General features: G+C 51.5%; 11 protein-coding genes and 1 pseudogene. 2 read left to right on the forward strand and 10 right to left on the reverse strand.

The genetic code is table 11. The features are described 5' to 3' along the window. Window positions 1-3 precede the first annotated feature (3 nt). Window positions 4-1,490 (forward strand): annotated as a pseudogene (locus ABXT50_RS05855) (CoA-acylating methylmalonate-semialdehyde dehydrogenase). Here ABXT50_RS05855 and hrpA read toward each other — a convergent pair. The 6 genes from hrpA to ABXT50_RS05885 form a co-directional block, all read right to left on the reverse strand. Further along, complete coding sequence (gene hrpA / locus ABXT50_RS05860; protein ID WP_415273941.1) at window positions 1,487-5,290, reverse strand: ATP-dependent RNA helicase HrpA; 3,804 nt, start codon at window positions 5,288-5,290, stop codon at window positions 1,487-1,489. The pseudogene ABXT50_RS05855 and the gene hrpA sit on opposite strands and share 4 nt — an antisense overlap. Before the next feature lie 57 nt (window positions 5,291-5,347). Continuing rightward, the gene (locus ABXT50_RS05865; protein WP_415273942.1) at window positions 5,348-5,644 is read right to left on the reverse strand and encodes a P-II family nitrogen regulator; all 297 of its coding nucleotides are present in this window, start codon (window positions 5,642-5,644) and stop codon (window positions 5,348-5,350) included. Beyond that, on the reverse strand, window positions 5,644-6,618 hold the full coding sequence (locus ABXT50_RS05870; RefSeq protein WP_415273943.1) for a sodium-dependent bicarbonate transport family permease: 975 nt from the start codon (window positions 6,616-6,618) through the stop codon (window positions 5,644-5,646). The genes ABXT50_RS05865 and ABXT50_RS05870 overlap by 1 nt, the downstream gene beginning before the upstream one ends. 4 nt (window positions 6,619-6,622) lie before the next feature. Beyond that, on the reverse strand, window positions 6,623-6,907 hold the full coding sequence (locus tag ABXT50_RS05875; RefSeq protein ID WP_415273944.1) for an AsnC family transcriptional regulator: 285 nt from the start codon (window positions 6,905-6,907) through the stop codon (window positions 6,623-6,625). A gap of 118 nt (window positions 6,908-7,025) precedes the next feature. Next, window positions 7,026-8,477, reverse strand: coding sequence for an aspartate aminotransferase family protein (locus ABXT50_RS05880; protein ID WP_415273945.1), 1,452 nt, complete (start codon window positions 8,475-8,477; stop codon window positions 7,026-7,028). A 60-nt stretch (window positions 8,478-8,537) separates the two neighbouring features. Then, entirely contained in the window at window positions 8,538-9,023 is a 486-nt protein-coding gene (locus ABXT50_RS05885; RefSeq protein ID WP_415273946.1) for a DUF3817 domain-containing protein, read from the reverse strand. A gap of 46 nt (window positions 9,024-9,069) precedes the next feature. On the opposite strand from ABXT50_RS05885, the gene ABXT50_RS05890 reads away from it, so the two are divergent. Then, window positions 9,070-10,086: a DMT family transporter gene (locus ABXT50_RS05890; RefSeq protein ID WP_415273947.1), complete on the forward strand. Its 1,017-nt coding sequence runs from the start codon at window positions 9,070-9,072 to the stop codon at window positions 10,084-10,086. Window positions 10,087-10,118: 32 nt separating this feature from the next. Here the strand turns inward: ABXT50_RS05890 and ABXT50_RS05895 are convergent, their stop codons facing one another. From ABXT50_RS05895 to pta, 4 genes are all read right to left on the reverse strand, one after another. Then, window positions 10,119-10,718, reverse strand: coding sequence for a winged helix-turn-helix domain-containing protein (locus ABXT50_RS05895; RefSeq protein WP_415273948.1), 600 nt, complete (start codon window positions 10,716-10,718; stop codon window positions 10,119-10,121). Window positions 10,719-10,975: 257 nt separating this feature from the next. Further along, window positions 10,976-11,809 carry an alpha/beta fold hydrolase gene (locus ABXT50_RS05900; protein WP_415273949.1) on the reverse strand — a complete coding sequence of 278 codons (834 nt, stop codon included), beginning with the start codon at window positions 11,807-11,809 and terminating at the stop codon, window positions 10,976-10,978. 13 nt (window positions 11,810-11,822) lie between these two features. Further along, window positions 11,823-12,929 carry an acetate/propionate family kinase gene (locus tag ABXT50_RS05905; RefSeq protein WP_415273950.1) on the reverse strand — a complete coding sequence of 369 codons (1,107 nt, stop codon included), beginning with the start codon at window positions 12,927-12,929 and terminating at the stop codon, window positions 11,823-11,825. Beyond that, window positions 12,926-15,037 carry a phosphate acetyltransferase gene (gene pta, locus ABXT50_RS05910; protein ID WP_415273951.1) on the reverse strand — a complete coding sequence of 704 codons (2,112 nt, stop codon included), beginning with the start codon at window positions 15,035-15,037 and terminating at the stop codon, window positions 12,926-12,928. Before pta ends, ABXT50_RS05905 begins: the two co-directional genes overlap by 4 nt. Window positions 15,038-15,066 lie beyond the last annotated feature (29 nt).

Here is a 15,066-nt window from a genome sequence, read left to right on the forward strand (position 1 = left end):
CAAATGAACCTGATCTCCCACTACATTTCTGGTGCCGAACAGAAGCCTTCCTCAACAAGGACGGCGCCGGTTTATGACCCAGCACTTGGAATAGAGTCTGGCCGAGTGGCTCTGGCTGATGCGACAGATATCAAAGCTGCCATCGACGCTGCAAAGCATGCTTACCCGGCCTGGCGCGACTCTTCATTGGCTAAGCGCCAACAGATAATATTCAAATTCCGCGAGCTACTAAATGAGCGGAAGCCGGAGCTTGCAGCCATAATCACGGCCGAGCACGGAAAAGTTTTATCAGATGCCCTTGGAGAGATAACTAGAGGCCAAGAAGTTGTGGAGTTTGCCTGCGGTATGCCTCATCTACTAAAAGGCGAATATCGGAAAACGCATCAACCAATGTTGATGTTTACTCGACCAAGCAACCCCTTGGGGTCGTTGGAATCATAAGCCCATTTAATTTTCCAGCAATGGTGCCGATGTGGTTTTTCCCCATAGCTATTGCCGCCGGCAATACCGTGATTCTAAAACCAAGCGAAAAAGACCCTTCCGCTGCCCTATGGATGGCAAAACTTTGGACTGAGGCTGGCTTGCCAGCGGGAGTTTTCAATGTCCTTCAAGGTGACAAGGAGTCGGTTGACGGTCTGATTAATAGCGACGATGTCGCGGCAATAAGCTTTGTCGGCTCAACACCGATTGCTCAATACATTTATGAGAATTGTGCCAAAAACGGCAAGCGAGTCCAAGCTTTGGGTGGGGCAAAGAACCACATGCTCGTGCTACCAGACGCTGATCTAGACCTCGTTGCAGACTCAGCAATCAATGCCGGCTTTGGCTCTGCTGGGGAGCGCTGCATGGCAATCTCAGTGGTTGTCGCCGTTGAGCCCGTGGCCGATGAAATGATCGAGAAGATTGTGTCTCGTATCTCTCAAATCAAAGTGGGCGATGGTCGTCGCGCCTGTGACATGGGGCCACTTGTGACCAAGGAGCACCGCGACAAAGTTGCCGGCTACATAGAAATTGCGGAGGCTGACGGAGCGAAGGTTGTAGTTGACGGTAGGTCCGTTGTTCCAGACGGCGATGAGAACGGTTTTTGGCTGGGCCCAACCCTGCTAGATAAAGTGCCGACGAGTTCTAAGGCCTACCAAGACGAAATCTTTGGACCCGTACTAAGCGTGCTTCGAGTGAGTTCTTTTGAAGAGGGATTGGCTCTTATAAACGGCGGAATTTATGGCAACGGCACCGCCGTTTTCACCAACGACGGTGGCGCAGCAAGACGATTCCAGAACGAAGTTGAAGCCGGCATGATCGGCGTGAATGTTCCAATTCCAGTACCAGTTGCGTACTTCTCCTTCGGAGGGTGGAAAAACTCGCTGTTCGGCGACAGCCGGGCACACGGCGAAGAAGGCTTTAGGTTTTTCACACGAACCAAGGTGATCACCTCGCGCTGGCTAGACCCTAGCCACGGCGGAGTGAACCTGGGCTTTCCACAGAACTAGGACAGCTGTTTTTGAATTCGCTTTAGAGAAACCGCCTCTTGGGTTCCGAGCGACTGAGCAAACAGGCTCACCCTCAGTTCCTCAAGCAACCATCTTGCAGAAGTAAGTTTCTCGCTGGATTTTTGGGGTAACGGCAACCTTCCTCCTGCGATTTCGAAGACCTCGAGTGCTATCGCTAATTCAATCGCGCTAATTCGATCGCGCTCCGGGCTCTCCTGGAGCTTCGCCACCCGCTGCGTGATAGCACGTAAGTATATTTCGATTCGCGACAGCCGATCGAGACCAGTTGAGGAGACCAGCTTCGGGACTAAAAGTTGTTGGATGTGGAGCTTCTCACTGGCAAGCACCGTGAGAAAATCAATCGCCTTGGCGCCGGAGATCGCCTTATTCGCCTCACTCGCAGCTTGGGATATCTTCAGCATTATTTTGGCAACGTCGAAAATGAGCTCAATCGAAATAGCCTCGACAAGTTGTCTGAGATTTTCAAATTCTTTGGCAGTAAAAATTAGACCTTTGGAATCAAGAATAAATAGCTGTTTTTTAGCCCCCGCCCTAATCACATCGGAAACAAAAGAACTGAGGCTTGGGTAGGGCAAACTCGCGATGGCCAGCCTTTCGGCCTGAGTTAAGTGGGCCTCGATGTACTTCGCCGGTGATGGAATACTCAGCTGAACTAACTCCACGACACCGATTGGATGCTCCAAGGATTGTTTGGCTTCCGAGGAGTGCAGCTTTATACCAACGGTGTTTGTTTTTTCATCCAGAACCAGTGCCGGGAACGCGCTTACTTTATTGCTGCCCTGCTTTGTGTCTAGCCGCCTAGGTAATTCGTCAAAATCCCAAGTCTGTAAATTACTTCGCTCGATCGACGGCCCGTCGAACTGAATCATGTTCGACACCGCCTCGATCGAGCTTTGCGCAAGTTTCTGTTGAAGTGCGGCTAAATCGTTGCCGATTTCAAGCTGCTTCGCCTTGGAATCCAGGACTCGATAAGAGACCCTTAGTTGGGCCGGCAATTCCTGGGGCTTGAAATCCTCCGGGAGAACCCTGACGCCACTCAATGACTGAAGCTGAGTCGCCAAAACTTCCGTGATCTTGCCCGTGGGTTCTGTGGGTAGATTTCTCAGCACCTTTACTGCCCAGTCTTTGGCAGGGACTACGTTTTTGCGAACCGCCTTTGGCAGGCTCCTGATCAATTCGGTGACCAGCTCCAAACGCATCGCTGGAATCAGCCACTCGAAGCCCTCTGGCCTGATGCTTGCCAAAAGTGAAATCGGGACCTCCACTGAAACCCCGTCATGTTCGTTACCGGGGTCGAACAAATAACTGAGGCTAAATTCTTGACCGTCGACAACCAGTTGCCCGGGGTAGTCGTCTTCGTCAAGTTGAGTCTCATCGGCACCTAGTAACTCAGCCTTGGTCATGTGTAGAAACTCCGGCTTTTCGTGCTTGGCCTTTTTCCACCAACCCTCAAAGCTGCCGGTGGAAAAAACATCCAGCGGGATCCGATTGTTGTAGAAGCGGAAGACATCGTCTTCGCCAGCTGCAAGCTGAGGTGACCTAGCCCGATCGGCGGCAACTTCCATGTCGATAAGTAAGTCCTTGTTCTTTTGGTCAAAGACCTGCTTTGAGTCCCACTCTCCATAAACCAGGGCATGCCTAATAAATAACTCCCTGCAGAGCATCGGGTCAATGCGCGAGTACTGAACCTTGCGGTTTGCTACCAATGTCAACCCAAACAGCATTACTCGTTCAAGCCCGATGACTGCTCCAAGCTTCTTTTCCCAGTGGGGCTCCGAAACGCTTCTCCGGACAAGATCACCAGCCAGCTCTTCCGCCCACGCCGGATCGACCGCAGCATTCATGCGGGCAAACAACCGACTAGTTTCGACAAGTTCCGCGCTCATTAGGGCCTCTGGGGGTTTCTTGGCCAAAGCGGAGCCTGGAAAAATTACAAACTTTTTGCCACCGGAGCCCAAGTACTCACTCTGAACTCGCTTTTGTTTCTGCAGTTTGCCGTTTTTGAAAACCTTTTTTTCGTTTTCTTGCTGCAAACCGATTTGGCTGAGCAGCCCCGACAGCAAGGCCTTGTGGATTCCTTCGGGGTCAACCCTACGATTTCCGAAACTTAGATTCAGCGGCTTGCTAACGCTTTTGAGTTGCCGGACCAGATCTTGCCACTCTCGGACGCGAAGGTAGTTTAGAAATTCCTGTTTACAGAGCCTGCGGAACGCAGAAGATGACAGCTTCTCTTGCTGATCCTCAACGTGATTCCAAAGATTCACTAGGGAAAGAAAATCGCTGCTTGGGTCAAGAAAGCGTGCATGCAGGAGATCCGCCTTCTCGCGCTTTTCAAGTGGACGCTCTCTGGGGTCCTGAATCGTGAGCCCTGCAACGATGACCATTACCTCGCGCACGACATTATGTCGTTTTGATTCCAGCAGCATTCTTGCGAATCGAGGCTCGATCGGAAGTCTGGCCAGCTGTTTACCAAGCTTGGTGAGCTCAACCTCGTTGGAATCCTGGTCAATTGCCCCAAGCTCCTTTAGAAGCCCAATGCCATCTTTGACTCCTCTGGGTTCAGGAGCCTGAAGAAATGGAAACCTGGTTAGATCCCCGAGCCCGATAGTTGCGGCCTGCAAAATAACCGAGGCTAAGTTAGTTCTCAGAATCTCTGGATCAGTGAACTCTGGACGAGATTGAAAGTCCTCTTTGGAATAAAGCCTGATTGCTACACCCGGGCTTGTTCGCCCAGCACGCCCTGCTCGCTGATTAGCACTTGCCTGCGAAATTGCTTCAATCGGTAGCCGCTGAACCTTTGCCTTGGGACTGTAGCGAGAGATCCTGGCGGTGCCAGCGTCAATAACGTATTTGATATTCGGGATAGTAAGACTGGTTTCGGCAACATTGGTTGCAAGAATCACGCGCTTTCGCAGTCCGGCTACTTTGCTAACTTCAAACACTCGATGCTGCTCGGCGGAGCTCAGTCGGCCATAAAGCGGCAAGACTTCGGTGTTTCCCTTGAGTGCGCCCTGAGTGATGCTGCCCTCGATTGCATCCTGAGCATCTTTTATCTCTGATTCTCCAGAAAGAAAGACCAGCACGTCTCCATCTTGTTCGCCCTCAAGTTCTTTGAGCGCCGAAATAACTCCGTCCAAGTAGTCCGCTGCAGTGGTTTCAATATCCGGGTCGGCATCCTGCGATCCATCTCTTGTTACGGGGCGATAGCGAATCTCAATCGGGAAGGTTCTTCCCGAAACCTCGATAATTGGAGCATCGTTGAAATGCTTTGAAAAGGAACCGGGATCAATTGTCGCGGAAGTGATTATTAGTTTGAGCTCGGGACGCATCGGTAATAGTTGTTTCAAAAAGCCAAGCAGAAAGTCAATATTTAGACTCCGCTCGTGAGCTTCATCGATGATTATGGTGTCGTACTGCTTGAGCATTCGATCTCGCTGCAGAGCATTCAGCAAGATGCCGTCAGTCATGACTTTCACCCTGGTCGCCTTGCTTGCCTGATCAGTAAAGCGAACCTGGTAACCGACCAGACCACCCAGGTCAACCTTCAGCTCCTCGGAGATGCGCTCGGCCACCGAGCGCGCCGCAATTCTTCTGGGCTGAGTATGGGCAATCGATTTTCGTCCAAGCTCTAGGCACATTTTTGGAAGCTGCGTTGTCTTACCGGAACCGGTAGCACCGGCAACAATCAAGACTTGATTGTTAGTGATGGCCTCGAGAATATCCTGACGTCTAGCCGCAACGGGAAGGTCTGGAGGATAGTTAATCTCTAGCTCACTCACCCCAAGCCATCCGTTCTAAAGTTTCCAAAGAATAATTGTCTCAGCTACCGGATCGAACTAGTACCTGTCCTCACGCAATATCTGCACATCCGACACCCAAGCGCTGCAGGCATAGTGCGGGAAATAGCTTGTCTTTAGTAGCTCTAGGATCTTCAGTGAAATCTCTTCTGGCACCACTGTCTCCAGACGAATATTGCCACCTTCCAAATCGCCTGCACGCTGGTTTCTCGGCCCGAGGCCGTTGGCGTGAGTGATGGTGAAGCCCTTTGCGCCCCGCGTGAGTATGTCCTTTGAAAGTCGCTGCTCAAGAGCGGCTTCGACCACGACAACAATTAGTTTTCGATCTTTCAGCATCAAAGGCCTGCGCTTTCTAGGAACTTACTTATTTCCAACATGATAGGGATACCCAGAGTGAGGTTGAACGGAAACGTGATTCCAAGGCTCGCGGTCAGATAGATTCCTGGGCTCGCCTCCGGTAATGCCAATCGAACTGCTGCTGGAGCTGCAATGTAAGAAGCCGAGGCACTTAGAACCCCCAATGTTGCAGCGCCGCCTATGCCAAGCCCAGTTAGATGCCCCGTCATTACTCCTAGAGTGCCAGAGAGCAACGGGAACACAATGCCAAATACGACTAGGCCAATGCCAGCTTTCTTTAGATCCTTGAGCCTTCTACCGGCGACAATTCCAAGCTCCAGCAAAAACAGTGTGAGCACCCCAGGGAACAGCGCGACGAAGAAAAATTCTATTCCAGCGAATCCAGTCGATTTAGTCAGGAAGCCTATTACTAGACCACCGGCAAGCAGAAAGATTGACCTGCCGGTCAAAATCTCTCTGAAAGATTCTCCCCAGGAAACTTCCCGGCGAAGCCCCCGAGAGGCCAGCATCAAACCGACGATAATTCCAGGGATCTCCAAGATTGCCAGCAAGGTGGTTAGGTAACCCTCAACGGAAATCGACACAGATTCGTAAAAAATTACCGCTGCGGTAAAGGTCACCAACGATGTCGAGCCGTAATGCGCAGCTAGTGCCCCGCGGTCAACAACCGAGAGTTTCTTTAGAAGCTTCAGCAAGAAAAATGCGAGCACCGGAACTGTTAGACCAAGTAGCAGAGTTCCCAAAATGGGCAGGCCCACCTCTTGGAACTCCGCATTCGATAAAGCGACACCACCCTTGATTCCGATTCCCAGCAATAGGTAAATAGAAATTGCCTGGTAAATCGGCTCGGGTAACCGAAGATCAGTCTTAATTGCAGCCGCGAGCAATCCCAGTGCGAAAGCGAGCACCGGGGCGCTGGTTAGGTTTTGAACTGCTACCGACAAAATATCCATAGCTCTACCTGCCTACCACTCCGAGTGAATCGATTAGATCCCCAACTGACTTGTGCAGACTTGTTTCGTGCCTCAGCTCTGCTTCACGATTAATTGAGTAGTGATTACGCCTGCCAACTCTTTCCTTGGTGAGATAGCCGCCGTCGGTGAGGTCATTCAAAATGCTGACTACATATCTGGGAGTAACACCCAGCACCTGGGCAAGATCCTCGATTTTGGCGCTTTGGTCTCTTTGTAGCATCAGCATTAGATGGGCATGGTGAGTTAGAAAGGTCCATCGCTCGCTCATTGCTCTCCTCAAAAAAAAGTAATCTGAATTACAGAATAATACTTCTATGAACTTTAGTTCATCTATTTGGAAAAGCGCAATTCTCTAGGCATTACGTTCCTTGGTCTTGAAAAAGCCTCTAGGCCCGAAGCGCCACTGCTAGCTGCCTGGTGCTCTCGACCATCTTGTCCATATCCTTCTGATTGTGAGCAAGTGACACGAGCCACTGCTCATCCAGACCCGGAGGGGTTAGCACGCCCCTATTGATTCCCCAGAGCCATGACAGCTCTGCAGTTTCAAAGTCGGTTGCCTTGTAGTCCCGGTAGTTTCTGACCGGGTTGGGTGACCAAATCATCGCGCCCTTTACCCCCAACCCAACGGTGTGGGCTGGAAGTTCAAACTCATTGATAATCTCATCCAACTTGGCAAGCGTTGCATTGTTGATTGCCTCTGCTTTTGCCAAAGCTGCCGGAGTGCAGATTTCGTCAACGGCGAGCGCTGCTGCCATCACGAGAGGGTTGCCGTTATAGGTTCCAAAGTGCGCCATACGACCATCTACCACGGCTTCCATATATTCCAGCTTGCCGCCAAATGCAGCAAGCGGAAATCCACCACCGATGCTCTTGGCAAGGGTAATCAAGTCCGGCTTAACGCCCAATCTTGCTGCGGCTCCGGCGACTCCAGCGGTAAGTCCGGTCTTGACTTCGTCAAAAATCAAACAAATGCCGTACTCATCACAAAGGTCCCTTACCGATTGCAAATAACCGGCATCGGGCAGAATAATCGAGAGGTTCTCGATTACCGGTTCGATCATAAAACAAGCGATGTTATGCCCGTGATCTTTCATGATTTCTTCGAGGCGTTCTAGGTTGTTGTAGGGAACGACATAGACATCGCCGGCCTCAACCTCGGGTGGCACATGGGCCGTTGGGTAATCGGGTGACCCGATGTCTTTCAAATCGGGCTTTACCGAGACCTGCAAAGGGTCGTATCCACCGTGGTAGCCACCTTCAATTTTGATAACGCCATTTTTCTGCTTGACCGCCCTTGCGGTTCTAATCGCATACATAGTCGACTCGGTGCCGGAGTTTGTGAATCGAAGCATGTCAAGGCCGAATCTTGCCTTGAACCTCTCAGCGACATCGGTCGCGTCTGGCGACGGTGTTACAAACAGCGTTCCAGTTGAGCGAAGCGCCTTTTTTACTCTTTTTATTATCTTGGGGTGAAGGTGCCCAACCAGCATTGCCCCGAAGCCCATGGAAAGATCCAAAAGCTTGCGGCCATCAACGTCGGTGAGGTAAGCGCCCTTGCCCGAGACGATAGAAATTGGGTATGGGTCCCAGTGCTGAAAACTAGAAGTAACGCCCATGGGGAGAGCCTTCATAGCTTTTTTGTTGTGAACACCAGAGGCCTTAGTGGTCTCCTCGAATCTCGCCCACTCTTGAACTAGAAGTTCCTGGACTCGATCTTGATTTATGGGTGTTGATGATGTTGGTACTTTTCGCCATCCGGCGGAATCATGCTTTGACGTCAATGTCGCGGGCACGGGTATCGCTCCTTGATTTCTGTCAGCAACTAAGTTGTTGCCCAATTCAGATGCCTCTTAGCTTAGGCGTGTTTTCAAAAAAAGCTAGTCAGGCACCGTGTGGCTCTAGTTGCCCCATTGATCCGGTGGACCGAGGGCAAGCAAAACTGAAAATAACGTTCCGACGAACGCGATTATTACAAGGATCAAAGTGCGCGGGCGGTTGATAAACCAGCGAAATAGTCGATCCGAACTAGTCTTGTCCCTAGGATTTTTTGTCGCTTGCCTGCGCCACAAACCGTCGAGCATCTTGCGCTTGAGTAGCCACTTTTCAAACGGTATTGTCGCGAATGGCACCACTGCCAGAATGACACCAATGGAGGTTTGAGCCAGACTCCAGCGGTTGTTTATCCCGACCAGCGCCGCCGTTGTCGCATAGCTCAAAAACATAAACCCGTGGGTAGCACCAGCCACCGTGATGACCATACCCGGAGCCTGCAATAACTCCCTTGCCAACAACCCTGCTATCAGCAAACCCCAGGTAATGGCTTCACCAAGTGCGAAATAGGAAAACAGGTTCTTTGGGGAAAAAGCTTCAGATTGTTTTGTCATAGTTAGCCAAGATTAGCCGAGCATTTAGTTAGTTGGCCCGCTACCGATGGCATGGCCACTAAAGCAGTTCTATAATTCGATTGCCACAACGATCCACTGGCAATTGCAGGATTTTCGAATCAATGAACCTAAGGCCCTGATAACAGTGCAGCTAACAATGCCAAGACCCCTCGCAATTTCCCTCAGCGTGATCGCCGGAGCGCTGATCGCGGTTCAGTCTCGAGTGAATGGTGAGCTTGCGATTGCTCTTCAGGATGGACTGTTTGCAGCGCTGCTTTCCTTTGGAATCGGAACAGCGCTGGTGGCCCTGCCTTTTTTCGTAAGCCGAAGCGAGCGCATCAAGCTTCTGGTTTCCACTAAGGCGCTTGGCCGTCAGCTACCGATTTGGATGACCTTGGGTGGCTTCTTCGGTGGGTTCTTTGTCATGACGCAGGGTTTAGTTGCCCCAGAAATAGGAGTGACTCTTTTCACGCTCGCTATCGTTTCGGGCCAAGCAGCAGCCGCGCTAATGGTGGATTCTTTTGGAATGCTGGGATTGGCAAAACGGAAGCTATCCATGGCGCGACTAGCCGGTGCTGGAATCGCGATTATCGGGCTAGTTCTTTCCTCTGGCCTCGGCGTCCAAGCCGTCAGTGGACTTATAGTGTTGCCTTTTCTTGCGGGCTTTGGTTCGGGTTTCCAGCAGGCAATTAATGGAAGACTGGCAACCAAGACCGACTCGGTTTTGATCTCGACCCTTCTGAATTTCGTTACCGGTACTGCACTTATCGCCGTTGTCGTGCTCGCGTTCCAGGGTGTGCCAGATCTTTCAAACGGTTTGCCAACAAACCCAGTTCTTTATTTGGGTGGGTTAGTAGGTGGCATATTTATATTTATTCAGGTGACGGTAGTCAGACAAATTGGAGTCTTGGCGCTGGGGCTTTCCTTACTTTTAGGGCAAGTAATAGCGTCACTGGTTCTTGACCTAATAGCACCGATAACAGCTTCCAGCTTCGGCCTTCTAACCTACCTGGGCGTGGTGCTGGTTGTGTTCGGCGCCTCAATGGTCGTCATCAAAAGATAGGTGCCATAACTTATTTGATCGCCTGACCCGACCTAGAACTGCTGAACTAGGACATCTGGATGTTTGTCAAAGCGGTAACCGACTCCCCGCGAGGTTCGAATTACGTCTTCGTAGCCCGCGATTTTGGCCCGCAGCCTGCGGACGTGAACATCGATGGTCCTAGCATTTGGAGTCGATTCGCCGCAGCGATCGGAGATATCCGCAATTTGCTTTCGGCTCACGGTCTCACCGGTGTTCTCGATCAAAAACGCAAAGAGTTCAAATTCTTTGCAGGTCAGCTGCGCATTGGCTCCGTCTACGAAGAGTCGTTTTCTGGTCAAATCGACCACGAGCCCCTTGGCCGCGGTCTTCTCGTCAGCCTCAGTATTTGCTGGAGTACTGGTTGCTCGAGGCTCCCTCAGGGCAAGCCTGGTGATGTCTAGATTTCTACCAGTCGAGCCCTCCGGAGCCAGGGCAACGGCGGCATAAGTCTCAGTTGCTTTTGTTGGCACAAGAGTGGCGAGTGTTTGCTTCAGGGCCTGAGCAATCTGGGCCAGCGTGAGGCCGGCCTCTTGAGCGTCTTGTTCCGAAATGCCCACGTAGAGGGCGAAACCTTTTGCGACATTTATTGATTTGGTTTGGATAGCGGGCATTCTAGGAGTCCTTAGTTGGCAAGTTTGCGATCGATTAGTGCACGAATCACGTGCGTTTGTCGGGGTGCTGGTGCCTAAGAGCTAATTGGGGCGCTAATTAGCGAAGGCACGAGCCCATGCACATTGCCATCGAGCAGCAGAACATTGCGCAGCTTGGCTGCGCGTTCAATGCTGATCGAGTACTCATTACGCAGAAGTATGTATTGAGATCATTGCCATGTCAAGTGCATAACCTATTAGTTGCCGTTTGTTGCGAATTATTTCGAGACTGAGCTGCGCTTATCCAGCCAGGCAAACAGGTCAGAGAGCACCTCTTGGCTGCTGTTGTCGTTTAGTAGCTCGTGGTAGCCGCCAGGATAAACCTTCAGTGTTTTGTCTTTGGAGGAAATGGCCGCGTGAAGCTTCACGGAGTTTTCAACTTCTGTTGATGTGTCTTTGTCGCCGTGGATAAACAATGTTGGGACATTCCAGACGCTCGCCTTCGACCAAACCTCATCGGAAAGCAAAAGTGTGGTTCTGCCAACTAGGTTTCTTGCTTTACCCAAAAACATTTCGGGATCGTTCGCGATTACTTCTAAAAGTTCTTTGTCTCTAGTAAAGGCCTCGATGCCTGGTCTTGGAACTGGCACCGGTGCTTCCGGAGCAATCCTGGCTAGCACCTTGGTAAGAGCTCTCAGGCCTGCGCTTGAGGGTGCCTGCATTGCAGAGCTTGAAATTATGGCAGCCTCAATGTTGGCTTGATCCCGAACGATACTGCCAGCAGTTACCAGCCCACCGAGTGAGTGACCAAGCAAAAAAGTTGGCAGCTTCTTTGGCATTGCAGCTCGTGCGACCAGATGGTCATCAACTGCGGCCACAACATCAACTAGTCCGCGAATACCGGCGGTGTTGCCGTGACCCTTAAGGTCAATTGCATAAACATCCAAGCCGCTCGCGACAAGCTTGGGTATCAATTGCGAGTACTGAGTCACATAGCGTTTGGAGTACTCGCCGAGGCCGTGCTGCAATAAGAGCTGCGCCCTTGGATTCTTGGCCTTCCAGTGATAGCCAGCAACCGGTGCTTCTATTACCCACGGGGTCGGTGCGCTCATGTCATGCCCTGCCTTATTTAAGAAGTGCTGCGGTTTGATTCGCTATTTCTAGCTCTTCGTTAGTGGGAATCACTAACACTCTAATTCTTGAACCTAATAGGGAAATATCACGATTATTTTTTGCCTTGGCCTGATTCAGATCTTCGTCTATTTCAATGCCGAGTGCATTGAGGTTTGCGCAAACCATGCTTCGAATTTCCGCTGAATTCTCACCGACGCCCGCAGTGAAAACAATCGCATCCAGCTGTCCGAGCTCTGCAAAATAAGCCCCGAGATAGTGCCTGACTCGCTGGGTGTAAATTTCTAAAGCTTCCTGGGCCAGAGGGTCTTTAGCTGCTGCCAGAGCACTAATGTCCCTCATGTCACTGATGCCGGTTAGGCCTTTGAGACCGGATTCGGTATTTAGCATTTTGTCGATTTCGGCATTTGACAGCCCGGCTTCATTGGCTAAATAGAAAATAATGCCGGGGTCAACGTCTCCAGACCTAGTCCCCATAACGAGACCTTGAAGCGGCGTCATGCCCATTGAGGTATTGAAGGAAATACCAGACTTCACCGCACAAGCAGACGCGCCGTTGCCAAGGTGCAAAATAACCGCATTGAGGTCCTGCTGTTTGATGCCCAGGAACTTGGCACTCTGGTTTGCAACGAAAGCATAAGAAGTCCCGTGAAAGCCATATTTTCTGACCCCGAACCGTTTTTCCAGCTTTTGATCAATCGCATAGCGATAGGAGCTGGCGGGCATGGTCTGGTGAAACGCCGTGTCAAATACCGCCACCTGCAAAAGCCCCGGAAAAGCGCCTCTGGCGGCACGAATCCCAGCCAAGTTACCGGGATTGTGGAGTGGGGCAAGTGGAACCAAGGCTTCAATCTCGGCCAATACTTCTTCACTGATGACCGTGGGGCTCGAAAACTTTGCTCCGCCGTGAACGACCCGGTGACCAACAGCGCTTAGTTCGATTTTGGAGTCGGCTATCTCCGCAAGCATTTTCTTGAAAGCCTCATCGTGATCCGTAACTCGTTCGATAAGACCCTCTAGCAAGGAGTCGCCAGAATGGACATCTTGAACCTGATACTTCACCGAGCTTGAACCCGAGTTCACAACCAGGATGGGCATCATTGGTTATTACCTTGAGCCTGGATCGCGGTGATCGCAATGGTGTTGACGATGTCCTTTACGGTCGCACCCCTAGACAAATCGTTCACTGGCTTTCTAAGACCCTGTAGAACCGGACCAATGGCTAGAGCACCGGAGGTTCGCTGGACGGCTTTGTAGGTGTTGTTGCCAGTGTTCAGGTCTGGGAAAACAAAGACTGTGGCACGGCCGGCGACCGAAGAACCTGGAAGCTTAGCGAGCGCTACCGCTGCATCAACGGCTGCGTCAAACTGAATGGGGCCTTCTATCGGCAACTTGGGAGCAAGCTTTTTAGCTAACTTGGTTGCCTGCCTCACTCGATCAACTTCGGCTCCAGCGCCAGAATCGCCAGTTGAATAAGAGAGCATCGCAACCTGGGGTTCGATTCCAAACTGTCTCGCAGTCTCCGACGAAGAAATTGCAATGTCGGCAAGCTGCTCAACGGTTGGTTCTGGAATGACTGCGCAATCGCCATAAACAACAACCCGGTCTTCCAGTGCCATCAAAAAGACGCTGGAAACAGCCATTACCCCGGGGGTTGTTTTGATGATCTCGAAGGCCGGCGTGATTGTTTGGGCAGTGGTGTGAGCAGCACCGGAGACCATGCCATCTGCGAGCCCCTCGTGAACCAGCATCGTTCCAAAATACGAAAGATCGCTCATGGTTTCAAGCGCATGCTGACTGGTAACACCTTTGTGCTGGCGTAATTTTGCATAACTTTCCGCAAAACGCTTTTTCTCGGGCGAAGTTTCTATATCGATGATTTTTGCGGCTGAAAGATTCAGCTTCATCTGCTCTGCGCGGTTTTTGATGTCCTCTTTAGAGCCAAGGATTATCAGCTTGGCCGCTTTTCGTTCCAGCACCTCGGCGGCGGCCCGAAGAATGCGGTCATCGAAACCCTCCGGCAAAACTATGGTCCGGAGATTCTGTGACGCCCTCAGCACCAACTGCTGCTCAAACATCAGCGGAGTCACAACCTTGATGACACAGTCCGCCACTAGTCTTGCGAGCGCCGCCTTTGGTAAGTGCTTAGTAATAAGCTTCAGGGCCCTGGCTGTTTTCTCGGTGTCCTTTAGGGACACGTTTCCACGAGTTTGGATTATGCCCATCATGCTGTCAAAGCTTCCGGTGGGAACCGCAATCACCGGCAAAGTGGATTTCAAGCCATTGATCAGTCTTGTTATTGGTTCTGGCATCTCGAAGCCGCCGTTTATCACTACGCCAGCGAGCTTGGGGAAAGTCTCCGAGCTATCCGCCATTAGGAGTGCTAGTAACACGTCTGTTCTGTCGCTCGGGGCCGCAACTACTGCACCCGGCATCAACTGAGTCAACACGTTTGGTACCGACATCGAGGCCACTACAACATCTAGAGCCGCCGAATCCAGCCGATCTTCGGAGCCCAGTACGAGCTTTCCCCCAATTGCGGTTTGGATTTCGCCCAGTGTGGGCGCCATTAGATAGGGATCTTCTGGAACCACAAAGACGTTTTTGGTCTTTGTAGAGGCCATGACAGCTGATTCAATCTTCGCCATGTCTTCGGTTTCGGCACGGTTCACCACAATGCCCAGAAGCGTTGCGTGATAGCCCCTTATCTCCCGAAGTGCCACCTCGGCGATCCGGGCTAATTTCTTTGGGGTTCTTGGAGGCGCCTGCCCAAGGTGGGTGTCTGATCCATCCAGTTCTCGACCGCTGAAGACCATTAGTAATGGCGCACCAATGTTTGCAGCGACCCGGGCGTTGAAGGAGAGTTCGGCGGGTGCAGCCTCATCGGTGTAGTCGGACCCGATGACCAGAACGGCGTCGCACTGAGCGGCAAGCTTTTGGTAGCGCTGTGAAATTACCTCGAGCGCCCGATCTGATGACTCATGAAGCTCTGGGTAGCCCACACCGATGCAAGCCTGATAATCAAGCTTGTTAGGAAGGTTTGATAACAAAAGCTCTAGAACGCGATCTTTGCTGTCTCTCGATGGCACCACGGCCCGAAAAACGCCAATAGTTTTGTGCTTTGTCTTTAGCGCCTCCAAAACTCCAAGCGCAACGACAGATTTGGCTGTGTGCCCTTCAACTGAGGCAAGATATATACTTCGGGCCATGGCTCAAGGATAGCCTCGACAAGGCGGCC

The organism is Aquiluna sp. Uisw_065 (assembly GCF_047731275.1).
GTDB lineage: Bacteria > Actinomycetota > Actinomycetes > Actinomycetales > Microbacteriaceae > Aquiluna.

Coding starts and splice junctions, on each gene's coding strand:
- ABXT50_RS05905 (WP_415273950.1), bottom strand. CDS start 12,929: ATGATGCCCATCCTGGTTGTGAACTCGGGTTCAAGCTCGGTGAAGTAT.
- ABXT50_RS05890 (WP_415273947.1), top strand. CDS start 9,070: ATGGCATGGCCACTAAAGCAGTTCTATAATTCGATTGCCACAACGATC.
- pta (WP_415273951.1), bottom strand. CDS start 15,037: ATGGCCCGAAGTATATATCTTGCCTCAGTTGAAGGGCACACAGCCAAA.
- ABXT50_RS05875 (WP_415273944.1), bottom strand. CDS start 6,907: ATGAGCGAGCGATGGACCTTTCTAACTCACCATGCCCATCTAATGCTG.
- ABXT50_RS05870 (WP_415273943.1), bottom strand. CDS start 6,618: ATGGATATTTTGTCGGTAGCAGTTCAAAACCTAACCAGCGCCCCGGTG.
- ABXT50_RS05900 (WP_415273949.1), bottom strand. CDS start 11,809: ATGAGCGCACCGACCCCGTGGGTAATAGAAGCACCGGTTGCTGGCTAT.
- ABXT50_RS05865 (WP_415273942.1), bottom strand. CDS start 5,644: ATGCTGAAAGATCGAAAACTAATTGTTGTCGTGGTCGAAGCCGCTCTT.
- ABXT50_RS05885 (WP_415273946.1), bottom strand. CDS start 9,023: ATGACAAAACAATCTGAAGCTTTTTCCCCAAAGAACCTGTTTTCCTAT.
- ABXT50_RS05895 (WP_415273948.1), bottom strand. CDS start 10,718: ATGCCCGCTATCCAAACCAAATCAATAAATGTCGCAAAAGGTTTCGCC.